Genomic DNA, 21,012 nt, shown 5'->3' with positions numbered 1-21,012 from the left:
ACCATGCCTGAACTGCCAGAAGTCGAAACCACTCGCCGCGGGATTGCGCCGCACCTGGAAGGCCAGCGCGTCAGCCGGGTGATCGTCCGTGAGCGGCGCTTGCGCTGGCCGATTCCTGAAGACCTCGATGTGCGACTGTCCGGCCAGCGCATTGTGCTGGTGGAACGGCGCGCCAAATACCTGTTGATCAACGCCGAAGTCGGCACGTTGATCAGCCATTTGGGCATGTCGGGCAATCTGCGCTTGGTGGAAGTTGGCATGCCGGCGGCCAAACACGAGCATGTGGACATCGAACTGGAATCCGGCCTGGCCCTGCGTTATACCGACCCCCGCCGGTTTGGCGCGATGCTCTGGAGTCTCGATCCGCTTAACCACGAACTGCTGATTCGTCTGGGGCCGGAGCCGTTGACCGACCTGTTTGATGGCGACCGTTTGTTCCAGCAATCCCGGGGACGATCCATGGCGGTCAAACCGTTCATCATGGATAACGCGGTGGTGGTCGGCGTCGGCAACATCTACGCGACCGAAGCCTTGTTCGCCGCCGGTATTGACCCGCGTCGTGAAGCCAAGAGCATTTCCCGAGCGCGCTATTTGAAGCTGGCGATCGAGATCAAGCGCATTCTGGCCGCCGCCATCGAGCGTGGCGGTACTACGCTGCGGGACTTTATCGGCGGCGACGGTCAGCCGGGTTATTTCCAGCAGGAATTGTTCGTCTACGGACGTGGCAGTCAACCGTGCAAAGTCTGTGGCACCGAGTTGCGGGACGTGAAACTGGGCCAGCGCGCCAGCGTCTTTTGCCCACGCTGTCAGAGCTGATACGTCCTACGGTCTATAGTCAGTGTTCTGACTGCCTAGCCGAAGGACCGCGCCATGAATTCGTTTCGAACCCTTGTTGTTGCGCTGATGCTGAGCGTCGGTGCGCCTGCGCTGGCGGCAAACAGCGGCAGCGGTGATCCGCGCTACACCATCCAGAACCCCCCGGCCTACGCCATGCTCGGCGACTTGCTGATTGCCCGACCCTTGTTGGTCGTGGCGACGGTGATCGGTGCCGGGGCGTTTGTGGTGTCGTTGCCGTTTACCGCGTTGGGTGGCGGTATTGGCGATGCGGGGCAGGCGCTGGTGGTTGATCCGGCGAGAGCAGCGTTTGTGCGGTGTCTGGGGTGTATCGGGGAGGGGTTTGAGCAGCGGGAGTGAAGCCTTCAAAGCTTCGCGGGCAAGCCTCGCTCCTACAGGATCGTGTAAACCTGTAGGAGCGAGGCTTGCCCGCGAAGGCGTCCTCACAGACGCCAAACAATCAAGCCTTCCCGGTAATCACCCGATACTTCGCCATCAACTGCTCTTCAGTCTCCGGATGCGCTTCATCCAGCGGAATGCAATCCACCGGGCAAACCTGCTGGCACTGAGGTTCGTCGTAGTGGCCGACACACTGTGTGCACAGGTTCGGGTCGATCACGTAGATCTCTTCGCCTTGGGAAATGGCGGCGTTCGGGCACTCGGGTTCGCAGACGTCGCAATTGATGCAATCGTCGGTGATGATCAGGGACATGCTAACTCCAGCCGGGGCGCGAGGCCCGGGCGCAATAAACCAATGCGCGCAATTGTGCCGCATTGGCGCCCGCAGTGCACGCGGGCGCCGCTTGAGCGGTCGTTACTTCTTGAAGCGTTCGGTGAGGGCGTCCGCCACCACAGGGTGGACGAACTTGGTGATATCGCCGCCCAACGCTGCGATTTCACGAACCAGCGTCGAGGAAATGAACGAATAACGCTCGGACGGTGTAAGAAACAGACTTTCCACATCCGGAGCCAATTGTCGGTTCATGTTGGCCAGCTGGAATTCGTATTCGAAGTCCGACACCGCGCGCAAACCACGGAGGAACACGTTGGCGTTCTTCTCTTTGGCAAAGTGCGCCAACAGCGTCGCGAAGCCGACGACTTCAACGTTCGGCAGATGTTTAGTGACCTCGCGGGCCAGCTCCACACGTTGTTCCAGAGGAAACAACGGGTTTTTCTTCGGGCTGGCAGCGACGGCGATGATCACATGATCGAACAGGCGCGCGGCGCGTTCGACCAAGTCGCCATGGCCCTTGGTAATAGGGTCGAAGGTACCTGGGTACAACACTCGGTTCATCGCGTCGTCCTGGCGGGAGTCCGTTGGGGAGTCGGATGGTATCGCAGCCTTCCCGGTCGGCCAAGTCGCCTGTTGGGTAAGAAAGCACTATAGACGATTGGGATATTCTCCGTTTTCATGGGTTTTTCAAACGTTCGGCGAGGGAAGTTGCCAGTTGCGCCGTCAACCCGTAGACCGACAATTGCGGGTTTGCGCCAATGCTGGTGGGGAACAGCGAGCCGTCGTGGATCGACAGATTGCTGATCTGGTGATGCCGGCCAAGGCTGTCGGTCACGGCGTTTTTCGGGTCTTCACCCATGGCGCAACCGCCCATCACATGAGCGCTACCCAAGCGGGTGCGGTACAGCTCAAGGCTCAAACCGTCGATCAACGTGCGCGCTTCGGCCAGGGTTTTCACATAACGCGCGTCGGCGTGCATCGGCATGACCGCGTTGGCGCCACCGGCAAACTGGATTTCGGCCATGCTGTGGAAGGCCCGGCGCAAGCCGTCCCAGGCATAGGGTGAAACCTGGTAGTCGAGCACCGGCGTGTTGTCGCCGCGTAATTCGACGCTGCCACCCGGGCTGTCCGGGTGGAAACCGTCCCGCAACAACGCCAGCATCGCGTGGGTGTGGGGCAGGTTTTCCATGTGCGCGGCGTTTTCCTTGCCGAAACCGCCGAGCAGGGTGGAGGCGAGCGCCGGGTGCAGCGGCGGCACCTCCAGTTTGTAGGACATCTTGCCGGTAGTGCCGTCCTGCCATTGGAAGTGGTCGGAATAGATCGACTGCGGCGCACCGTAGAACGGGTTGATCACCTCGTCGAACAGTCCGGCAGACATGTTTACCAAGTGCAGGAACGTCCGTTTGCCCAGCCGTTTGTGCGGATCGGGCGCGTCCGAACGCAGGAGCAGCGCCGGGCTGTTGATCCCGCCGCCCGCCAGCACGTAATGCCGCGCCTTGACCGTGATCGTGCGTCCGGTCGGCGCGACGCAACGGTCGTCCATTGCCACACATTGCAGGCCGGTGACCTTGCCGTCCTTGATCGAGAGCTTCTCGGCGCGGGCCAGATAAAGCAGCTCGCCACCTTTTTCCAGGGTCGCGGGAATGGTCGTGACCATCATCGATTGCTTGGCGTTGGTCGGGCAGCCCATGCCGCAATAGCCAAGGTTCCAGCAACCGCGCACATTGCGTGGAATCGCATGCCAGGAATATCCGAGTTTGTCGCAGCCTTTGCGGATCACGTCGTTGTTGGCGTTAGGCGGCACCATCCAAGGTGCGACGCCCAGGCGTTGTTCCATTTTCTCGAACCACGGCGCCATCTCAGCCGGGCTATGGCCTTTGACATCGTGTTCTTTGGCCCAATGTTCGAGCGTCGGGTCGGGGGTGCGAAAGCTTGATGTCCAGTTGATCAGCGTGGTGCCGCCCACCGCGCGGCCCTGGAGGATGGTGATCGCGCCGTCCTTGCTCATGCGGCCGATGCCTTCCTGATAGAGGCTGGTGTAGGCCTGGTCTTCAAGCATCTTGAAGTCGCTGCTGGTCTTGAGCGGCCCTTCTTCGATCAGCAACACCTTGTAGCCGGCGGCGCTGAGGATTTCGGCGGTGGTCCCGCCGCCCGCGCCGCTGCCGATGATCGCCACGTCCGCTTCGAGGGTCAGGTCCTGGGTCAGTTGCGAGCCGTTGTAGGTTTTCCAGCCACGGGCCATGCCTTCGCGGAACGGGTCGGGTACGGGCATCTTCGGGTTCTCTTGTTGTTATTGTTGTTATTGTTGGGATCGGTGGTGAGGCGGCTGACGTCTTCGCGGGCAAGCCTCGCTCCTACAGGTTCCGGGTTGTTCACAAAAGGGTGGTCCGCCTCAAATCCTGTGGGAGCGTGGCTTGCCCGCGAAGGTGGCGACTCGGTCTCAAACGGTGGGCGGCCCGGGATACCCGCAATGCACCCACGATTGCGCGCGGCTGTACCAGGCCATCATCACCAGTTGCAGCAACGAGCTATGCCCCATGCGCAACAGGCTCAACGAGCTGTTTTCCCAACGATCGAGAAAATGCCGGATCTCATCGGCACTGGCGTTTTCCCAGCTGCCCCAGATCCCGGTCAGTGGCCCGCGAGTCACCGCCATTCCCAGCACGTCGAACAATTGCTGGGTCAGCTTGAGCATTTCCGGCGACAAATGATTCAGGTCGTTATCCAGGGTTTTAAGCGTGCCATCGACGGCCGACGGCATTTTCTCGACGGCCACGGCACCCTCGAGCATCACCGGCACCAATGCCCGCAGAAACAGCAGGTCGCCGCTACGCAAAATCGCGAAACCACTGGCCGGGATACTCGATGAGCAGCCGCTGAGGCTCGCGCCCAGTCCGGCCGTGGCCAGAAACGCAGTCGCGCCGAGGCTGAATTTAAGCAGGCCGCGCCGTGACAGCGCGGGTGTATCGGACAGGCTTGGGCTCATTATTGTTATTACCCGAAGGGTGTGATCGTTAGCGGATAAACAACTTCTGGATCAGTTTCTGAATGGATTTTCCGTACGGCGGGTAAATCAGTTTCGCCGCGTTGAAGCGTTGTTTGATCAGCACGCCTTTGGCCTTGCTGAAAGTCAGGAATCCTTCGTGGCCGTGGTAATGGCCCATGCCCGAAGCGCCGATGCCGCCGAACGGCATATCGTCCTGAGCCACGTGCAGCAAGGTGTCGTTGAGGCAAACGCCGCCGGAATGGGTTTCGTGGAGTACGCGATTTTGTTCGCGCTTGTCGTAGCCGAAGTAATACAGCGCCAGCGGACGAGGTCGTTGATTGATGTAGGCAAACGCCTCATCTAGATCTTTGTAGGGAACAATCGGCAGCAGCGGGCCGAAGATTTCGTCCTGCATCACGGTCATGTCGTCACTGACGTTGAGCAGCACGCTATGGCTCATGCGTCGGCCCTGGCCTTGGTCGAACAGCGGAATCAGCAGCGCGCCCTTGCTGGTGGCGTCGCTGACGTAGCCGTTGAGCCGCGCCAGTTGCCGGTCATTGATGATGGCGGTGTAGTCCGGGTTGTCGGTCAGTGTCGGATAAAACCCGCGAACCGCCTGGCGATAGGCTTCGACGAAAGCGCCGACGCGATCTTCCGGTACCAGCACGTAGTCCGGGGCCACACAGGTTTGTCCGGCATTGAGTGTCTTGCCGAAAGCAATGCGTTCGGCGGCATCCTTGAGCGGCACGTCGAGGGAAACGATGGCCGGGGATTTGCCACCCAGCTCAAGGGTCACCGGCGTCAGGTTCTCTGCCGCCGCGCGCATCACGTGCTTGCCGATGCTGGTGGCGCCGGTGAACAGCAGGTGATCGAAACGCAGTCGGGAGAACGCGACGCCGATATCGGCTTCGCCCAGTACCACGCAGACCAGGTCTTGCGGGAAGATCCGACCCAGCAACTCTTTGAGCAGCAAACCGGTGGCGGGGGTCGACTCACTGAGTTTGAGCATCACCCGATTGCCCGCCGACAACGCACCCACCAACGGCCCTATGGCCAGATACAGCGGGTAGTTCCACGGCACGATCACGCCGACCACGCCCAGTGGTTGGTAAACAACCTTGGCCGAAGCCGGCTGAAAAGCGATACCGACCTTGCGCCGCGAGGCTTTCATCCAGCCTTTGAGGTGCTGACTGGCGTAGTGAATACCGTGCAGACTGGGCATCAACTCGGCGAGCAGGGTTTCATCGGCACTGCGGTGACTGAAGTCCTGACTGATGGCATCGATCAAGACCTGCCGTTCATTGCTCAGCAGATCCCGCAGGGCCTTGAGCCATTGCTGGCGCTGGGCGGCCGGCGGCATCGGGTTGGCTGCATACGCCGCACGCTGCGCATCAAACAGGGCCTGGAGCTCGTCCAGAGGCTGTTGCAGGTTCTGCAAGTACGCGATGTCGGCGGTCATGATCGGCTCCGGTTTTTGTTGTAATGAGGCACTTTTTAGAGTCTATGCTCTATAAAGTCAAATGACATCCTGATGCAGCAGTGTTTTATCCACTCGCCGATAGGTCGTAAGATGCCCGCCAACGCACTCTGAATTAAAGCTCAAGCCATGGCCCCTCGGATCAAAACCAGCGAGCGCATCGTGCAGAACAGCCTGGAGCTGTTTAATCAACAGGGCGAGCGCAGCATCAGCACCAACCACATTGCTGCCCACATGGAGATTTCTCCGGGCAACCTGTACTACCACTTCCCCAACAAGCAGGCGATCATCGCCGTGCTGTTCAGTGAGTACGAAAGCCTTGTGGACAGCTTCCTGCGCCCTCCACAGGGCCGCGCGTCCACGGTGGAAGACAAGCGCTTCTACCTTCAGGAACTGCTGGCGGCGATGTGGCGCTACCGGTTTTTGCACCGTGATCTTGAGCATTTGCTCGACAGCGACCCAGAACTGGCCGCCCGTTATCGGCGTTTCTCCCAGCGCTGCCTGATCCATGGCACCCACATCTACGCCGCCTTCGTTGACGCCGGTATCCTGCAAATGGACAAGGTCCAGATCGAATCCCTGACGCTCAATGCCTGGATTATCCTGACGTCCTGGGTGCGTTTTCTGTGCACCACGCGGGAAAACTCCAATCACCTGAGTGAGCAGGCGATTAAACGTGGGGTGTATCAGGTGCTGGTGCTTGAGGCCGGTTTCGTCACGGACCAGGCGCGCGACGCGGTCAACGCGCTGTACGAAGAGTTTTACGTGCCGCTGGCCCAGGCCCTTGAAGAAGTGCAGTAGGATTCAAGACCGACTTAATCACAGGAGCCCGTTATGCCCATTGCGCAACTGATCAGCCCGCAAGCGTTGGACCTGAAAAAGGATGCGCCCGGGCTGGTGATTCTGGATTGTCGTTTTGCCCTCGAAGACCCGGACTACGGTCAGCGCAGTTATGCCGAAGGGCATATCGCCGGGTCGAGTTTTGCCGATCTTGAACGTGATTTGAGCGGGACAGTCATTAAAGGTGTGACCGGGCGCCATCCACTGCCTGAACCTGAAGACTTGATCGAGCGCCTGCAAGCCTGGGGCATCAACGCCGACAGCGAAGTGGTTTTGTACGACGACGGTCCCGGTGCCTACGCGGCGCGGGCCTGGTGGTTGCTGGCCTGGCTGGGCAAGCGTGATGGCGTGTTCATTCTCGATGGCGGGCTCAAGGCCTGGCATGCGGCCGGGCTGCCGCTGAGTCTGGATCGGTGCGATATCAAGCGCGGCACCTTCAGTGGGACGCCGGACAATGCGCTGCTGTTGAGCGCCGAACAGCTTCAACAACGTCTCGGCCAACCCGCGCTGACCTTGCTCGATGCCCGTGCGTTGCCGCGTTTCAAGGGCGAAGTCGAACCGATCGATCCGATTGCCGGGCACATTCCCGGTGCGCAATGTGCGGCTTTCACCGAGAACCTGGGCAGTGACGGCCGCTTCCTGCCGGCTGAGCAGCTCAAGCAGCGCTTTGCCGCGAAACTCGGCGATCGTGCACCGACCGATCTGGTGGCGTATTGCGGTTCCGGCGTGACGGCTTGCCATAACCTGTTCGCGCTGTGTCTCGCCGGGTATCCATTGGGCTCGTTGTATGCCGGCTCGTGGAGCGAGTGGATCAACGATCCAGCACATGGCATCGCCACCGGCGAATAAACACAAATCCCCTGTGGGAGTGAGCCTGCTCGCGATAGCGTAGTGTCAGTCAACATTGATGCTGACTGACACTACGCTATCGCGAGCAGGCTCACTCCCACAGGGGTAATAGAGTGTCTTTGAGAATTCACGCTAACCGCGCACTGCGATACGCCCCCGGTCCAACCCCGTAAACCTGCTTGAACTGCCGACTCAGATGACTCTGGTCAGCAAATCCCAGCTGCATCGCAACTTCCAGCGGCAAACAACCGTTCTGTAACAGCGCTCTTGCCTGGGCGATGCGTTGCTGCATCAACCAGGTGTGCGGTGGCATGCCCGTGGCGCGGCGAAAGACCCGGGCGAAGTGGAACGGTGACAGGTTGACCGCTGCCGCCAGTTCTTCCAGCGAGGGCGGCGCTGCCAATTGTGTTTGCAGCACGTCCTTGGCCAGCGTCACCGCCCGGTGCTCCTTGCCGGGTTTGCCGGCGATCGGCACGGCTGCATGACGTTGCAGCAGCAACAGCATCATTTCCCGCCAGACCGTTTGCTGTTGCAGGGCCGTGGACGGACTTTCCAGCAAGCGATGCAGTTGGCAGAAACCCTTCACCAGATCCGGATCGCGATACAACGTCGCGCCAAACCCCGGCAGGTTGTTGGTCGGCAGCTCCAGCTCGTCCAGCAGTGAGAGAATCTGCCCGCTGTCCGGATAAAACGCCCGGTACAGCCAACCGTCCTCTGTGCCCTTGTGGCCAGTGTGTAGCTCATCGGGGTTGATCAACACCAGGGTGCCGCTGCCGGCCAAGTGTTCGGCGCCGCGATAGCGATAACGCTGGGCACCGGCCATGATCATGCCGATCACATAACCGTCATGCACATGGGGCGCGAAACGGTGTTCTATGTAGCGTGCGGACAATAACTCGACGCCAGCCAATGGCGCCGTTTGCCAGAAGCGGATCGACTCGCCCTGATCGGCGTCCATGGCTTATCCGCGGCCCACGGCGCTCAGCCACTGCGGAATGCGTCGTTCCAGGTAATAACCCGGTTGCCGGAACGAGCCATCGACAAAACCGACATGCCCGCCCTTGGCTTGCAGCTCGAATTGAGTGGAGGCGGACAATTCCGACGTTTGCGGCAAGCTATGGGGGAACACGAAGGGGTCGTCAGCCGCCTGGATGATCAGGGTTGGCGTGCGGATCTCGCCCAGGAAATACCTGCTCGAAGCGCGGCGATAGTAATCCTCGGCATCGACGAAACCATTGAGCGGCGCCGTGATCCGGCCATCGAAATCCCAGAAGGTGCGCATGTTCTCCAGCGAGCCCAGCGCCGCCAATGCCGCCAGTCCATCCTCGCGTCCGTCATGCTGGAACTGGCGCTGCTTGTTCTTGATGTAGGCCACCATCTCGCGCATGAAATGCGCCTGATAGACCTTCGAGAAACCCTGGCCGATGCGATCGGCGCATTGATCGAGACGAAACGGCACCGACACCGCCACCGCGCCTGACACGCCGCTGTCACTGCCGGTTTCTCCCAGATGCTTGAGCAAGACATTGCCGCCCAGGGAATAGCCGACCGCATACAGCGGTGCGAGAGGGCGCTTGGCCCGCAGGTGTTTGATGGCTTCGGCGAGGTCTTCGCTGGCGCCGGAATGGTAGCTGCGCGCCAACAGATTCGGCTCGCCGGAACAGCCGCGCCAGTTCAACGCGACGCTGGCCCAACCCTGGGCAGCGAACGCCTTTTGCACTCCGGCCACGTAAGGCGAATTCGAAGAGCCGGTCAGCCCGTGCAACACCAGCACCAACGGCGCATCGGCGGTGTGCGGGCCGTGCCAGTCCATGTCGAGAAAGTCGCCATCCTCAAGCCACAAGCGTTCGCGCTCGCGTTCGATGTGCGTGGTTTTGCGCCACAGCGGTCCCCACAAGGTTTGCAGATGCGGGTTGCCGAGGCCGAAGGCGGGGGTGAAGCGTTCTGACGGAAAGGACACGATTGCTCTCGATGCAGCGGTGCGCAACCTGTGCGCACCTTTTCAGGCCGGTCGATTAACCGGCGATCTCTGCCATACGTTGCCACAACGCGTAATACACCCGCCCGGATTTCTGCTCCCGGTGCAGGCGCCAGTTGCCTGGCAAGCCAAGGCTCGACGGCGCGTTTTCGCTTTCAGTGTAGATCCAGGCCTCATTGGCCAGCCACTGACGCTCCTCAAGCAGGGTGCAGACGGTCGGCAACAGGTCCTGGTTGAAAGGCGGGTCGAGGAACACCAGGTCGTAGGCGGTCGCTGTCTGGGTTTCCAGGTAGCGCAGGGCATCGGCGGTCTGGATCTGGCCGGTGGTGCAGCGCAGCGTGCCGAGATGCTCCTTGATGCTGGCGACCGCGATGTTGCTGGCGTCCAGCGCCTGTCCCATCGCCGCGCCACGGGACAAGGCCTCGAGGAACAACGCGCCGCTGCCGGCGAATGGATCAAACACTTTGGCCCCGGCAACGTACGGCGCGAGCCAGTTGAACAGGGTCTCACGCACCCGGTCCGGGGTCGGGCGCAGGCCCGGGGCGTCCGGGAAGCTCAGCTTCCGGCTGCCCCATTCGCCGCCGATGATGCGCAGTTGGTTCACGCCGTTGTGTACGTTGTGAACGGGTTTCTTAGGACGAGTGGCCATTAATGCTCCGGAACCCCGAGCGGCTGCTCGGCAGGTTTATCAGTTGGGGCCGGTAACGGCTTTTGCGGCACGGTCGGGCCAGCGCTGACGATGACCATTTTGTCCGTGCTCAAGTGTTTGTTCAGTGCGGCTTTGACCTGCTCGACGGTCAGGCTCTGCGACTCACGCATGAAGTCGTTCAGGTAACTCAGCGGCAGGTTGTAGAAACCCATGGCGCCGAGCTGGCCGACGATATCGGCGTTGCTGGCCGTGGACAGCGGGAAGCTGCCGGCCAATTCACGCTTGGCGTCGTCGAGTTCTTTCTGGGTCGGGCCGGTTTTAAGGTAGTCGGCGAGAACATCCTGCACCAGTTTCAGCGTGCCTTCGCTCATTTCTGCGCGGGTTTGCAGGTTGATCATGAACGGACCGCGCGCCTGCATCGGGGTGAAACCAGAATAGACGCCGTACGCCAGGCCACGCTTCTCGCGCACTTCGCTCATCAAGCGGGTGCCGAAACCACCGCCGCCGAGGATCTGGTTGCCCATGGACAGTGCGGCGTAGTCCGGATCGTCACGGTCGATGCCCAGTTGCGCAAGCATCAGGTTGGTTTGCTTGGACGGGAACTCGATGTGGCCGACGCTGGCTTTTGGTTCTTCAGGCTGCGGGATTTTCGCCAGCGCCGGGCCTTTTGGCAGCGCGCTGGAGACTTGCGCGGCAATCGCTTCGGCTTCGGCGCGGGACAAGTCGCCGACCAGTGCAATCACCACGTTGCCGGCTGCATAGGCTTTCTCGTGGAACGCCTTGAGTTGCGCCACGGTAATCGCCGGGACGGTTTTCGCCGTGCCGTCACTGGAATGCGCGTAAGGGTGATCGCCGTACAAACGGTTCATCAACTCCAGGCTCGCCAGTTTGCCCGGGTTCTGCTTCTGGTATTCGAAACCGGCGAGCATCTGGTTCTTGATGCGCGCAAAGGAGTCGGCGGGGAAGGTCGGTTTGCCGACGACTTCAGAGAACAGCTTCAGTGCGGGCTCGCGCTTGTCTGCGGCGCTAAGGCTGCGCAGGGAGGCCAGTGCCATGTCCTTGAACGCGCCGTTGCCAAAGTCTGCGCCCAGGCCTTCGAAGCCCTGAGCAATGGCGCCGACATCTTTACCGGCCACACCTTCGTTGAGCATCGCGTTGGTCAGCAGGGCGAGACCGGGCGCGTTGCCGTCCTGGCTGCTGCCGGCGGCGAAGATCAGGCGCAGGTCGAACATCGGCAGCTCGCGGGCTTCGACGAACATCACTTTGGCGCCTTCGGCGGTGTTCCAGGTCTGTACGTCGAGTGAGCGGTGGCTCGGCGCCTTGCCGTCGAGTTCGGTCAGCGATTGCAGCTTCTGGCTGGCCTTGGCCTTGTCGAGGGCCTCGCTGGCCTTGGAGTCTTCGCTTTTCGACAAATAGAACGCAGCGGAGCCGATCAGCGCGACAGCGATCAGGCCGATCAGGACCAGACGGGGTTTCTTACGCTCACTCATGAGTCGTCTCCAGTGGCAGTACATGGGCGACGCTGAGACGTTCGCGGGTGAAATACAGCTTGGCGGCTTTCTGGATATCTTCCGGGGTCACGCTTTCCAGGTCAGCGAGTTCGGTGTCCATGAGTTTCCAGGACAGGCCGACGGTTTCCAGCTGGCCGATGGAGGTGGCCTGGCTGGTGATCGAATCACGCTCGTAGACCAGGCCGGCGATGACCTGGGCGCGAACGCGTTCCAGCTCTTCAGCGGACGGTGCGGTGGTTTTCAGCTGTTCGAGCAGCTTCCACAAGCCGGCTTCGGCCTGCGCCATGGTTTTCTTTTTCTGGGTGTTCGGCGTCGCCGACAAGGTGAACAGGCTGTCGCCGCGGGTGTAGGCGTCGTAACTCGACGAGCCACCGGACACCAGCTCTTCGCCGCGCTCCAGTTGCGTCGGGATGCGTCCGCTGTAACCGCCGTCGAGCAGGGCCGAGATCAGGCGCAAGGCGTTCACCGAGCGTTTGTCTTCGGCGGTGGCGATGCTTGGCACGTTGAAGCCCAGCATCAAGCTTGGCAGTTGGGTCTGCACGTGCAGGGTGATCTGGCGCTCGCCGGGTTCGGCCAGTTCCAGCGGGATTTTCGCCGGCGGCACATCACGTTTGGCGATCGGGCCGAAATAGCGCTGGGCCAGGGTTTTGACCTCGTCCGGGGTCACGTCGCCGACCACCACCAATGTGGCGTTGTTCGGCACGTACCAGGATTGGTACCAGTGGCGCAGCTCCTCGACTTTCATGCGGTCCAGGTCCGCCATCCAGCCGATGGTCGGCGTGTGGTAACCGCTGGCCGGGAAGGCCATGGCCTTGAAGCGTTCGTAGGCCTTGGACATTGGCTTGTCGTCGGTGCGCAGGCGACGTTCTTCTTTAATGACTTCGATCTCGCGGGCGAACTCGTCGGCCGGCAGGCGCAGGCTGGCCATGCGGTCGGCTTCCAGTTCGAAGGCCACGCCGAGGCGATCGCGGGCCAGCACCTGGTAATACGCCGTGAAGTCATCGCTGGTGAACGCGTTCTCTTCGGCGCCGAGGTCGCGCAGGATCAGCGACGCTTCGCCGGGGCCGACTTTCTCGCTGCCCTTGAACATCATGTGTTCAAGCGCGTGGGACAAACCGGTCTGACCTGGCGTCTCGTAGCTGGAGCCGACCTTGTACCAGACCTGGGAAACCACCACTGGTGCACGATGGTCTTCGCGCACAACGACCTTCAGACCATTATCCAGAGTGAATTCGTGGGTGGGTTGTGGATCGGCAGCCAGGGCCGAGAGGGGCAGACAAACTGTGCTGAGCAGCAGGCCTGCAGCGCGGCGGGCTAAAGCATTCATTCGTTTTTAAACCTTTGGGGCTGCCCGCTTGTTCTTAGCGTCAGCGGGCGAGAGGGTGCTAGGATACTGATCCGTTTTACTGGCGGCCACGCCTATCAGGCCTTTGATCGGCCGGAAGGTTGCATGGGTTACCTGCGGAAGCTTTGAGTTTGTCAGCTAAACTCTGCGTTTTCGCCGACGATGCCGTTCCAGTCCTTCGTATTAGTCAACCTTTGAGGCGCTGTTTGCACCTCGACAAAATGTTGCGCGTGAACAAGCTGGGTCAATCGCAGTCTGTTCTGCATCGAATATTTATTTGCCGGGGCGCCCTTTGGCGCGTCGCTACCGTGAGATAGCCGTCCTCCATGTTTGGTTCCAACGACGACAAGAAAGCCCCAGCTGCGGCTGGTGAGAAGAAAGGCCTGTTCGGATGGCTGCGCAAAAAGCCGCAGGAAACCGTCGTCGAACAGCCACAACCACTTCCTGAGCCAACACCTGCGCCGGTTATAGAAGAAGAGCCAGCGCCGATTGTTCTGCCGATTGCCGAGCCGGTGCTGCAACCGGTGGCTGAGGCTGAACCCGAAGTGGTTGCCGAGCAGCCACTGACACCCGCTCCAGAGCCGTGGCTGACGTTGCCGGTGGCGGAAGAACCGGTGGCCTTGGTTGAAAACGAGATGGCGCCGCATGTGACGCCGCCGATTCCTGCGCCGACTGCCTTTGCCCCTGAGCCCGTTCAAGTGCCGGTTATTGAGCCTGTCGTTGCGCCGGTTGTCGTGGCCGAACCTGAGCCGATTGCTCCAGAACCGGTGATTCCTGCGTTCGTCGCTCCTGTGGTTGACGTGCCTGCGCCTGCTCCCGTAGTTGCTCCGGTAGTCACCACGCCCGACGTTCCCGTCGAAGTCCCGGCCGAGACGCCGCGTACCGAAGAAGCCAAAGCCGGTTTCTTCGCCCGCCTCAAGCAAGGCCTGTCCAAGACCAGCGCCAGCATCGGCGAAGGCATGGCCAGCCTGTTCCTGGGCAAGAAAAACATCGATGACGAGCTGCTCGAAGACATCGAAACCCGTCTGCTGACCGCCGACGTTGGCGTCGAAGCGACCTCGGTGATCATCCAGCGCCTGACCCAAAAGGTTGCGCGCAAAGAGCTGGCCGATGCCGACGCCCTGTACAAATCCCTGCAAGCTGAACTCGCGGCGATGCTCAAGCCTGTCGAGCAGCCGCTGAAAATCACCTCGCAGAACAAGCCATTCGTGATTCTGGTGGTTGGCGTCAATGGCGCCGGCAAGACCACCACCATCGGCAAACTGGCGAAGAAGCTGCAACTCGAAGGCAAGAAAGTCATGCTCGCGGCCGGCGATACCTTCCGCGCCGCCGCCGTTGAGCAATTGCAGGTGTGGGGCGAGCGCAACAAGATCCCGGTCATCGCCCAGCACACCGGCGCTGACTCGGCTTCGGTTATCTTCGATGCCGTGCAAGCCGCCAAGGCCCGTGGTATTGACGTGTTGATCGCCGACACCGCTGGTCGCCTGCACACCAAAGACAATTTGATGGAAGAGTTGAAAAAGGTTCGCCGGGTCATCAGCAAGCTTGACGCCGATGCGCCGCACGAAGTGCTGCTGGTGCTTGACGCCGGCACCGGTCAGAACGCCATCAACCAGGCCAAGCAATTCAACCAGACCGTCGAACTGACCGGCCTGGCGCTGACCAAGCTCGACGGCACAGCCAAGGGCGGGGTGATTTTCGCCCTGGCCAAGCAATTTGGTTTGCCGATTCGCTACATCGGCGTCGGTGAAGGCATCGATGATTTGCGTACTTTTGAAGCAGAACCCTTTGTCCAGGCACTGTTTGCCGAGCGGGAGCGTTCATGATTCGTTTCGAACAGGTCGGTAAACGCTACCCGAACGGTCACGTCGGCTTGCATGAGCTGAGCTTTCGAGTCCGTCGGGGCGAGTTTTTGTTTGTGACCGGCCATTCCGGCGCCGGTAAAAGCACCTTGTTGCGGCTGCTGCTGGCGATGGAGCGTCCAACCACCGGCAAATTGCTGCTGGCCGGCCAGGACCTCGCCACCATCAGCAACGCGCAGATTCCTTATCTGCGCCGGCAGATCGGCGTGGTGTTCCAGAATCACCAGTTGCTGTTCGATCGCACGGTGTTCAACAACGTCGCGCTGCCGTTGCAGATCCTTGGCCTGTCCAAGGCCGAGATCGTCAAGCGCGTGGATTCGGCGCTTGAGCGCGTGGCGCTGTCGGATAAAACCGATCTGTACCCCGGCGACCTGTCCACCGGCCAGCAACAGCGCGTCGGCATCGCCCGCGCCATCGTCCACCGTCCGGCCTTGCTGCTGGCGGACGAACCGACCGGTAACCTCGACCCGCGTCTGGCGGCAGAGATCATGGGCGTGTTCGAAGACATCAACCGTCTGGGCACCAGCGTGCTGATCGCCAGTCACGACCTGGCGCTGATCGCCCGCATGCGCCATCGCATGCTGACCCTGCAACGCGGCCGACTGATCGGTGACGGGGAGGCGGGCGAATGAGTGCGACACGCAGCCCCAAGGTTTCCGAACGTGTGGCGCCAAAAGCCGCCGATCCGCAACCGCAGAAGAAAAAACGCGACGATGACGACGGCCCGGACTTCGCCACGCTGTTTCGCGCCTGGATAGAAAGCCACCGCGCCAGTTTGCTCGATAGCCTGCGTCGGTTGGGTAAACATCCAATCGGCAGCTTTTTCACCTGCATGGTGATGGCAGTTGCCCTGAGTTTGCCGATGGGCCTGTCACTTTTGCTAAGTAACGTGGAACGTCTGGGCGGATCCTGGCAGCGAGCGGCGCAGATTTCCCTGTACCTGCAACTCGAGGCCAGCCCTGCTGAAGGCGAGTCGTTGCGCGAACAGATCAAAGGCATGCCCGGTGTAGCGGATGCGGAATATGTCGGTCGTGATCAGGCGCTGGAAGAGTTCCAGCAACAGTCCGGTCTGGGCGAGGCGCTCAAGGAGCTGCCGGAAAACCCGCTGCCAGGCGTGGTGCTGGTGACCCCGAACGAAGTCGACAAGCCTGCGCTTGAAGCATTACGACAAAAACTTTCCGAGTTGCCGAAGGTACAACAGGCACAACTTGATCTAGTCTGGGTCGAGCGTCTGGCAGCGATCCTCAAGCTGGGTGACCGTTTTGTCTTCGGTCTGACCGTGCTTCTGGTTTCTGCATTACTTTTGGTGATAGGCAATACCATTCGTCTTCATATTGAAAACCGCCGCACAGAGATAGAAGTGATTAAACTCGTCGGCGGCACGGACAGCTATGTGCGCAGGCCCTTTCTGTATATGGGCGCGCTGTATGGCTTCGGTGCGGGGATACTTTCCTGGGGTGTATTGGCGTTTGGCCTTGATTGGTTGAACGACGCGGTAGTCGGGCTGGCCGGTTTGTACGGCAGTGATTTCGCGCTGGCCGGAGTGCCAGTAGCCGACGGTCTGTCTCTCTTGCTTGGCGCAGTGCTGTTGGGGTATATCGGTGCATGGATTGCAGTCGCACGCCACCTGAGGGAGCTTGCGCCTAAGTAGTATCATTTTGCTCGTATTGACCTTTCAGCGTTTATGGGAACTTGTCTTTCGGTTTCCGGTCAATTTTCGCAGTGCTGAACTGCACGAGTTTGTAAGTGGGAGGTTTTTTCGTATGACCAATTCTTTGCAACCTGCATATGCTCTGGTCCCGGGTGCGAACCTGGAGGCCTATGTGCACACCGTGAACAGCATTCCATTGCTGACGCCGGAGCAGGAGCGTGAACTGGCCGAGAGTCTCTATTATGAGCAGGATTTGGGGGCGGCTCGGCAGATGGTGCTCGCCCACCTGCGTTTTGTTGTACATATCGCCCGTAGCTATTCCGGCTACGGTCTGGCTCAGGCTGACTTGATCCAGGAAGGCAACGTCGGCCTGATGAAGGCGGTGAAGCGCTTCAATCCGGAAATGGGTGTGCGTCTGGTTTCGTTCGCGGTGCACTGGATCAAGGCGGAAATTCACGAGTTCATCCTGCGCAACTGGCGCATTGTGAAAGTCGCGACCACCAAGGCCCAGCGCAAGCTGTTCTTCAACCTGCGCAGCCAGAAGAAACGCCTGGCGTGGCTGAACAACGAGGAAGTCCACCGTGTGGCGGAAAGCCTCGGCGTAGAGCCGCGGGAAGTGCGCGAGATGGAAAGTCGCCTGACTGGCCATGACATGGCCTTCGACCCGGCCACAGAAGCGGACGACGACAGTGCTTTCCAGTCGCCGGCCAACTATCTGGAAGACCACCGGTACGACCCGGCCCGTCAACTGGAAGATGCCGACTGGAGCGACAACTCCAACCACAACCTGCACGAAGCGCTGGAAGTGCTGGACGACCGCAGCCGCGACATCCTTTATCAGCGCTGGCTGGCAGAAGAGAAAGCCACGCTGCACGACCTGGCGCAGAAGTACAACGTGTCGGCCGAGCGGATCCGTCAGCTCGAGAAGAGCGCGATGAACAAGCTCAAGTTGTCGATTGCCGCTTAACCTGGGCGCCCGGCAATAAAAAACGCCCCGATCATTGATCGGGGCGTTTTTGTTTGTGCCCACTGATGACACACCGCCCCCTGTAGGAGCGAGGCTTGCCCGCGAAGGCGGTGTATCAGTCGAAGAAGAAGTTGGCTGATAGACCGCCTTCGCGGGCAAGCCTCGCTCCTACAGGGATTGCATCGTCGCGGAAGTAGTTACTGGGTCCAAGGCGCACGCCGCGAATCGTTGAGCCCTACAAGGTAGCTGTCACCTCCGAGTTGACTCATCTGCTGCCGAATCCAGCCAGCCCGGCGCGCAACATAGTTGGTCGGATGACTCGCACTCCACACCCGCGGATTAGGCAGCACCGCCGCCAGCAAACTCGACTGTTGCCGGGAAAGAGACTTGGCACCCACGCCAAAGTGATGCCGGGCTGCCGCTTCAGCGCCAAACACCCCGTCATCCCACTCGACGCTGTTCAGGTACACCTCAAGAATCCGCTGCTTGGGCCAGAACACCTCGATCAATCCGGTAAACCACGCTTCCAGGCCTTTGCGCAGCCAGCTGCGCCCAGACCACAAAAACAGGTTCTTCGACACTTGCTGGCTCAAGGTACTGGCGCCGCGAACCGAACCGCCCAGTTCGTTGTGGGCCAGTGCGGCGCGGATCGCACCCAGGTCAAAACCCCAATGCTCCGGGAATTTCTGATCCTCGCCCGCAATCACGGCGACTTTCAGGTCGTCGGAGATTTCATCCCAAGGCTTCCAGGTGCGTTGCAGGTCAATCGGTTCACCGTCGAACCAGGATTCGATCTTGCGCTCGACCATCAAGGCCGTTCCCGGTGGCGGTACCACGCGAAAAATCAGCACCAGCAATACGCTGCCGCCCGCGAACCAGAGCAGGGCCTTTGTGAATCGTCGCAAAAATATACGCAGCATAGAGATGGCTTGGCCGAACCCGTTGAGCGGGCCATTATACAGACCCTGTTGATCGAGTCTGACTGGAGTTCTTCATGCTGCGTGGCTTTCTGATGCTGGCCGCTTTCTTCGGCTTCACTGGCGTTGCCCTTGGCGCGTTCGCCGCCCACGGCCTGAAAAACCGTCTGACCCCTGAGTATCTGGCGATCTTCCACACCGGCGTCACCTACCAATTGGTGCATACCTTGGCACTGTTGGGTGTGGCGCTACTGGCTACGCAGATTCCGGGTCGCCTGATCACCTGGGCCGGCGCCTCGTTTGCCATCGGCATCCTGCTGTTTTCCGGCAGTCTGTACCTGCTGACCCTGACCGGCGTCAGCAAGCTGGGGATCATCACACCCTTCGGCGGCCTGGCATTCCTGGTCGGCTGGTTCTGCCTGGGGCTTGCCGCCTGGCGGTTGAGCTGACCGGGCGGTCCATTTCATGACGAATGGCTTGGGTCGCCAAGACTGATCGGGCTAGAATGCCAGCCCCTAAAAATGATGGCGGCATTCGGCATGCGCATTCAGTTGAACGGCGAATCCCTTGAACTGCCCGACGGTGAAACCGTTGCGGCCCTGCTGACCCGTCTGGAGCTGACCGGACGCCGGGTGGCGGTCGAACTCAATCTGGATATCGTCCCGCGCAGCCAGCACGCAGACACCACGCTGAACGACGGCGACAATGTCGAAGTGGTTCACGCCATTGGCGGCGGCTAGTCGCCCGGCCCGCAAGGGCACAGAATTCTGCAAGAACCTCACCCCTACAGAGGATTTCCCATGAGCATCGTTCGTAGCGACAAGCCCTTCGTCCTGGCCGGTCGTACTTACCAGTCGCGTTTGCTGGTAGGCACCGGCAAGTACCGTGACATGGAAGAAACCCGCCTGGCCATCGAAGCCTCGGGTGCCGAGATCGTCACCTTCGCCGTGCGCCGCACCAACCTCGGCCAGAACCCGGGCGAACCGAACCTGCTCGAAGTCCTGTCGCCGGATCGCTACACCTTCCTGCCGAACACTGCCGGTTGCTTCGACGCTACCGAGGCTGTGCGCACCTGTCGCCTGGCCCGTGAGCTGCTCGGTGGCCACAACCTGGTGAAGCTGGAAGTACTGGCCGACCAGAAAACCCTGTTCCCTAACGTGATCGAGACCCTCAAGGCCGCCGAAGTGCTGGTCAAGGAAGGTTTCGACGTGATGGTCTACACCAGCGATGACCCGATCATCGCCCGTCAACTGGCGGAAATCGGTGTTATCGCGGTGATGCCGCTGGCCGGTCTGATCGGCACGGGCCTGGGGATCTGCAACCCGTACAACCTGCAGATCATCCTCGAAGAAGCCAAGATTCCAGTGCTGGTGGATGCCGGTGTCGGCACCGCTTCCGACGCCACCATCGCGATGGAGCTGGGCTGCGAAGCAGTGCTGATGAACTCGGCCATCGCCCACGCCCAGCAACCGATCATGATGGCCGAAGCCATGAAACATGCGATCGTCGCGGGCCGCCTGGCCTACCTCGCCGGCCGCATGCCGAAAAAACTCTATGCCAGCGCCTCCTCGCCGCTGGATGGTCTGATCAAGTAAGAGCCATTGATGACTGAATCAAACGACACGCCTATCACGCCTGCAGAAGGCGAAGAGCGCCAACACCGCCGCATCAAGAGCTTCGTGATGCGCGCCGGGCGCATGACTGAAGGCCAGCAAAAAGGCCTGGAGCAGGGCACGCCGCTGTTCGTCCTGCCGCTGGCCGACGCACCGGTGGACTTCGACCAGGTGTTCGGCCGCTCCGCGCCGCGCTCGCTGGAAATCGGTTTCGGCATGGGCCATTCGCTGCTGGAAATGGCCGCAGCCTCGCCGGAACAGGATTTCATTGGCGTGGAAGTTCACCGTCCGGGTGTCGGCGCGCTGCTCAATGGCGTGCTGACCCAGGGCCTGACCAACCTGCGTGTCTACGATTGCGACGCGATCGAAGTGCTCAACCGTTGCGTGGCTGACAACAGCCTCGATCGCCTGATGCTGTTTTTCCCGGACCCATGGCACAAGAGCCGTCACCACAAGCGCCGTATCGTTCAGGCGTCCTTCGCTGAACTGGTGCGCAGCAAGTTGAAAGTCGGCGGCATCCTGCACATGGCCACCGACTGGGAACCGTACGCCGAGTACATGCTGGAAGTGATGAATGTCGCACCGGGTTATCGCAACCTGGCCGAGGATGGCAAATGCGTCCCGCGCCCGACCGAACGCCCGATCACCAAGTTCGAACGCCGTGGCGAACGTCTTGGGCATGGCGTATGGGACCTGAAGTTCGAAAAACAGTCCTGAACTATCTGAAACCTGTAGGAGCGAGGCTTGCCCGCGAAGGGGCCGAGTCAGTCACCATCATCATTGACTGACACACCGCCTTC

23 protein-coding genes are annotated in these 21,012 nt (G+C 60.7%); 12 read left to right on the top strand and 11 right to left on the bottom strand.

All coding sequences use genetic code 11. The features are described from left to right. Positions 1 to 3 precede the first annotated feature (3 nt). Entirely contained in the window at positions 4 to 816 is an 813-nt protein-coding gene (mutM, locus tag ACYZTY_RS26900; RefSeq protein ID WP_461956156.1) for a bifunctional DNA-formamidopyrimidine glycosylase/DNA-(apurinic or apyrimidinic site) lyase, read from the top strand. Positions 817 to 870: 54 nt separating this feature from the next. After that, positions 871 to 1,194, top strand: coding sequence for a multidrug transporter (locus tag ACYZTY_RS26895; RefSeq protein ID WP_461956155.1), 324 nt, complete (start codon positions 871 to 873; stop codon positions 1,192 to 1,194). Between the two features lie 100 nt (positions 1,195 to 1,294). On the opposite strand, the gene ACYZTY_RS26890 is transcribed toward ACYZTY_RS26895, so the two are convergent. From ACYZTY_RS26890 to ACYZTY_RS26870, 5 genes are all read right to left on the bottom strand, one after another. After that, positions 1,295 to 1,546, bottom strand: coding sequence for a YfhL family 4Fe-4S dicluster ferredoxin (locus tag ACYZTY_RS26890; RefSeq protein ID WP_048722619.1), 252 nt, complete (start codon positions 1,544 to 1,546; stop codon positions 1,295 to 1,297). Positions 1,547 to 1,648: 102 nt separating this feature from the next. Continuing rightward, entirely contained in the window at positions 1,649 to 2,128 is a 480-nt protein-coding gene (gene coaD / locus ACYZTY_RS26885) for a pantetheine-phosphate adenylyltransferase (RefSeq protein WP_461956154.1), read from the bottom strand. A 115-nt stretch (positions 2,129 to 2,243) separates the two neighbouring features. Then, positions 2,244 to 3,839 carry a GMC family oxidoreductase gene (locus tag ACYZTY_RS26880; protein ID WP_461956153.1) on the bottom strand — a complete coding sequence of 532 codons (1,596 nt, stop codon included), beginning with the start codon at positions 3,837 to 3,839 and terminating at the stop codon, positions 2,244 to 2,246. Positions 3,840 to 4,007: 168 nt separating this feature from the next. Next, the gene (locus ACYZTY_RS26875) at positions 4,008 to 4,553 is read right to left on the bottom strand and encodes a twin-arginine translocation pathway signal protein (protein ID WP_461956152.1); all 546 of its coding nucleotides are present in this window, start codon (positions 4,551 to 4,553) and stop codon (positions 4,008 to 4,010) included. A gap of 28 nt (positions 4,554 to 4,581) precedes the next feature. Next, entirely contained in the window at positions 4,582 to 6,012 is a 1,431-nt protein-coding gene (locus ACYZTY_RS26870; protein ID WP_461956151.1) for a coniferyl aldehyde dehydrogenase, read from the bottom strand. Positions 6,013 to 6,159: 147 nt separating this feature from the next. On the opposite strand from ACYZTY_RS26870, the gene ACYZTY_RS26865 reads away from it, so the two are divergent. Next, on the top strand, positions 6,160 to 6,831 hold the full coding sequence (locus tag ACYZTY_RS26865) for a TetR/AcrR family transcriptional regulator (RefSeq protein ID WP_461956150.1): 672 nt from the start codon (positions 6,160 to 6,162) through the stop codon (positions 6,829 to 6,831). Between the two features lie 33 nt (positions 6,832 to 6,864). Continuing rightward, on the top strand, positions 6,865 to 7,719 hold the full coding sequence (locus tag ACYZTY_RS26860; protein WP_461956149.1) for a sulfurtransferase: 855 nt from the start codon (positions 6,865 to 6,867) through the stop codon (positions 7,717 to 7,719). 127 nt (positions 7,720 to 7,846) lie between these two features. Here ACYZTY_RS26860 and ACYZTY_RS26855 read toward each other — a convergent pair whose 3' ends face one another. The 5 genes from ACYZTY_RS26855 to ACYZTY_RS26835 are packed head-to-tail and all read right to left on the bottom strand — an operon-like array spanning position 7,847 to position 13,184. Further along, entirely contained in the window at positions 7,847 to 8,677 is an 831-nt protein-coding gene (locus ACYZTY_RS26855) for an AraC family transcriptional regulator (RefSeq protein WP_461956148.1), read from the bottom strand. A 3-nt stretch (positions 8,678 to 8,680) separates the two neighbouring features. After that, the gene (locus ACYZTY_RS26850) at positions 8,681 to 9,679 is read right to left on the bottom strand and encodes a hydrolase (RefSeq protein ID WP_461956147.1); all 999 of its coding nucleotides are present in this window, start codon (positions 9,677 to 9,679) and stop codon (positions 8,681 to 8,683) included. A gap of 55 nt (positions 9,680 to 9,734) precedes the next feature. Beyond that, complete coding sequence (gene rsmD, locus ACYZTY_RS26845; RefSeq protein ID WP_109635619.1) at positions 9,735 to 10,346, bottom strand: 16S rRNA (guanine(966)-N(2))-methyltransferase RsmD; 612 nt, start codon at positions 10,344 to 10,346, stop codon at positions 9,735 to 9,737. Further along, entirely contained in the window at positions 10,346 to 11,836 is a 1,491-nt protein-coding gene (locus ACYZTY_RS26840) for a M16 family metallopeptidase (RefSeq protein WP_461956146.1), read from the bottom strand. Before ACYZTY_RS26840 ends, rsmD begins: the two co-directional genes overlap by 1 nt. Beyond that, positions 11,829 to 13,184, bottom strand: a complete 1,356-nt coding sequence (locus ACYZTY_RS26835; RefSeq protein WP_461956145.1) for a M16 family metallopeptidase — start codon at positions 13,182 to 13,184, stop codon at positions 11,829 to 11,831. Before ACYZTY_RS26835 ends, ACYZTY_RS26840 begins: the two co-directional genes overlap by 8 nt. Before the next feature lie 344 nt (positions 13,185 to 13,528). Between ACYZTY_RS26835 and ftsY the strand changes: the two genes are divergently transcribed. From ftsY to rpoH, 4 genes are all read left to right on the top strand, one after another. Continuing rightward, positions 13,529 to 15,028 (top strand): signal recognition particle-docking protein FtsY, encoded by a 1,500-nt coding sequence (ftsY, locus tag ACYZTY_RS26830; protein WP_461956144.1) that lies wholly within the window; start codon positions 13,529 to 13,531, stop codon positions 15,026 to 15,028. Further along, a complete protein-coding gene (gene ftsE, locus ACYZTY_RS26825; RefSeq protein ID WP_027926547.1) occupies positions 15,025 to 15,696 on the top strand; it encodes a cell division ATP-binding protein FtsE in 672 nt (223 codons plus the stop codon). Before ftsY ends, ftsE begins: the two co-directional genes overlap by 4 nt. Beyond that, on the top strand, positions 15,693 to 16,715 hold the full coding sequence (gene ftsX, locus ACYZTY_RS26820; RefSeq protein ID WP_461956143.1) for a permease-like cell division protein FtsX: 1,023 nt from the start codon (positions 15,693 to 15,695) through the stop codon (positions 16,713 to 16,715). The genes ftsE and ftsX overlap by 4 nt, the downstream gene beginning before the upstream one ends. A 112-nt stretch (positions 16,716 to 16,827) precedes the next feature. Then, a complete protein-coding gene (gene rpoH, locus ACYZTY_RS26815; RefSeq protein WP_033060492.1) occupies positions 16,828 to 17,682 on the top strand; it encodes an RNA polymerase sigma factor RpoH in 855 nt (284 codons plus the stop codon). A gap of 197 nt (positions 17,683 to 17,879) precedes the next feature. On the opposite strand, the gene mtgA is transcribed toward rpoH, so the two are convergent. Next, the gene (gene mtgA / locus ACYZTY_RS26810) at positions 17,880 to 18,602 is read right to left on the bottom strand and encodes a monofunctional biosynthetic peptidoglycan transglycosylase (protein WP_461956142.1); all 723 of its coding nucleotides are present in this window, start codon (positions 18,600 to 18,602) and stop codon (positions 17,880 to 17,882) included. A 74-nt stretch (positions 18,603 to 18,676) separates the two neighbouring features. On the opposite strand from mtgA, the gene ACYZTY_RS26805 reads away from it, so the two are divergent. The 4 genes from ACYZTY_RS26805 (at position 18,677) to trmB (ending at position 20,929) form a co-directional block, all read left to right on the top strand. Continuing rightward, complete coding sequence (locus tag ACYZTY_RS26805) at positions 18,677 to 19,048, top strand: DUF423 domain-containing protein (RefSeq protein ID WP_461956141.1); 372 nt, start codon at positions 18,677 to 18,679, stop codon at positions 19,046 to 19,048. Between the two features lie 90 nt (positions 19,049 to 19,138). After that, the gene (thiS, locus tag ACYZTY_RS26800) at positions 19,139 to 19,339 is read left to right on the top strand and encodes a sulfur carrier protein ThiS (protein ID WP_165557463.1); all 201 of its coding nucleotides are present in this window, start codon (positions 19,139 to 19,141) and stop codon (positions 19,337 to 19,339) included. 60 nt (positions 19,340 to 19,399) lie between these two features. Further along, the gene (locus ACYZTY_RS26795) at positions 19,400 to 20,194 is read left to right on the top strand and encodes a thiazole synthase (RefSeq protein ID WP_008068101.1); all 795 of its coding nucleotides are present in this window, start codon (positions 19,400 to 19,402) and stop codon (positions 20,192 to 20,194) included. Positions 20,195 to 20,203: 9 nt separating this feature from the next. After that, positions 20,204 to 20,929, top strand: coding sequence for a tRNA (guanosine(46)-N7)-methyltransferase TrmB (gene trmB / locus ACYZTY_RS26790; RefSeq protein ID WP_461956140.1), 726 nt, complete (start codon positions 20,204 to 20,206; stop codon positions 20,927 to 20,929). The last annotated feature ends 83 nt before the right edge of the window (positions 20,930 to 21,012 follow it).

This window comes from Pseudomonas sp. LB1P83 (genome assembly GCF_054897885.1).
Note: the sequence above shows the minus strand (reverse complement) of the source record. Positions and strands in the feature narration are given on the sequence as shown.

Excerpts from the sequence above, each read along its gene's own strand:
- mutM (WP_461956156.1), top strand. The coding sequence starts at position 4 with ATGCCTGAACTGCCAGAAGTCGAAACCACTCGCCGCGGGATTGCGCCG.
- ACYZTY_RS26895 (WP_461956155.1), top strand. The coding sequence starts at position 871 with ATGAATTCGTTTCGAACCCTTGTTGTTGCGCTGATGCTGAGCGTCGGT.
- ACYZTY_RS26890 (WP_048722619.1), bottom strand. The coding sequence starts at position 1,546 with ATGTCCCTGATCATCACCGACGATTGCATCAATTGCGACGTCTGCGAA.
- coaD (WP_461956154.1), bottom strand. The coding sequence starts at position 2,128 with ATGAACCGAGTGTTGTACCCAGGTACCTTCGACCCTATTACCAAGGGC.
- ACYZTY_RS26880 (WP_461956153.1), bottom strand. The coding sequence starts at position 3,839 with ATGCCCGTACCCGACCCGTTCCGCGAAGGCATGGCCCGTGGCTGGAAA.
- ACYZTY_RS26875 (WP_461956152.1), bottom strand. The coding sequence starts at position 4,553 with ATGAGCCCAAGCCTGTCCGATACACCCGCGCTGTCACGGCGCGGCCTG.
- ACYZTY_RS26870 (WP_461956151.1), bottom strand. The coding sequence starts at position 6,012 with ATGACCGCCGACATCGCGTACTTGCAGAACCTGCAACAGCCTCTGGAC.
- ACYZTY_RS26865 (WP_461956150.1), top strand. The coding sequence starts at position 6,160 with ATGGCCCCTCGGATCAAAACCAGCGAGCGCATCGTGCAGAACAGCCTG.
- ACYZTY_RS26860 (WP_461956149.1), top strand. The coding sequence starts at position 6,865 with ATGCCCATTGCGCAACTGATCAGCCCGCAAGCGTTGGACCTGAAAAAG.
- ACYZTY_RS26855 (WP_461956148.1), bottom strand. The coding sequence starts at position 8,677 with ATGGACGCCGATCAGGGCGAGTCGATCCGCTTCTGGCAAACGGCGCCA.
- rsmD (WP_109635619.1), bottom strand. The coding sequence starts at position 10,346 with ATGGCCACTCGTCCTAAGAAACCCGTTCACAACGTACACAACGGCGTG.
- ACYZTY_RS26840 (WP_461956146.1), bottom strand. The coding sequence starts at position 11,836 with ATGAGTGAGCGTAAGAAACCCCGTCTGGTCCTGATCGGCCTGATCGCT.
- ACYZTY_RS26835 (WP_461956145.1), bottom strand. The coding sequence starts at position 13,184 with ATGAATGCTTTAGCCCGCCGCGCTGCAGGCCTGCTGCTCAGCACAGTT.
- ftsY (WP_461956144.1), top strand. The coding sequence starts at position 13,529 with ATGTTTGGTTCCAACGACGACAAGAAAGCCCCAGCTGCGGCTGGTGAG.
- ftsE (WP_027926547.1), top strand. The coding sequence starts at position 15,025 with ATGATTCGTTTCGAACAGGTCGGTAAACGCTACCCGAACGGTCACGTC.
- ftsX (WP_461956143.1), top strand. The coding sequence starts at position 15,693 with ATGAGTGCGACACGCAGCCCCAAGGTTTCCGAACGTGTGGCGCCAAAA.
- rpoH (WP_033060492.1), top strand. The coding sequence starts at position 16,828 with ATGACCAATTCTTTGCAACCTGCATATGCTCTGGTCCCGGGTGCGAAC.
- mtgA (WP_461956142.1), bottom strand. The coding sequence starts at position 18,602 with ATGCTGCGTATATTTTTGCGACGATTCACAAAGGCCCTGCTCTGGTTC.
- ACYZTY_RS26805 (WP_461956141.1), top strand. The coding sequence starts at position 18,677 with ATGCTGCGTGGCTTTCTGATGCTGGCCGCTTTCTTCGGCTTCACTGGC.
- thiS (WP_165557463.1), top strand. The coding sequence starts at position 19,139 with ATGCGCATTCAGTTGAACGGCGAATCCCTTGAACTGCCCGACGGTGAA.
- ACYZTY_RS26795 (WP_008068101.1), top strand. The coding sequence starts at position 19,400 with ATGAGCATCGTTCGTAGCGACAAGCCCTTCGTCCTGGCCGGTCGTACT.
- trmB (WP_461956140.1), top strand. The coding sequence starts at position 20,204 with ATGACTGAATCAAACGACACGCCTATCACGCCTGCAGAAGGCGAAGAG.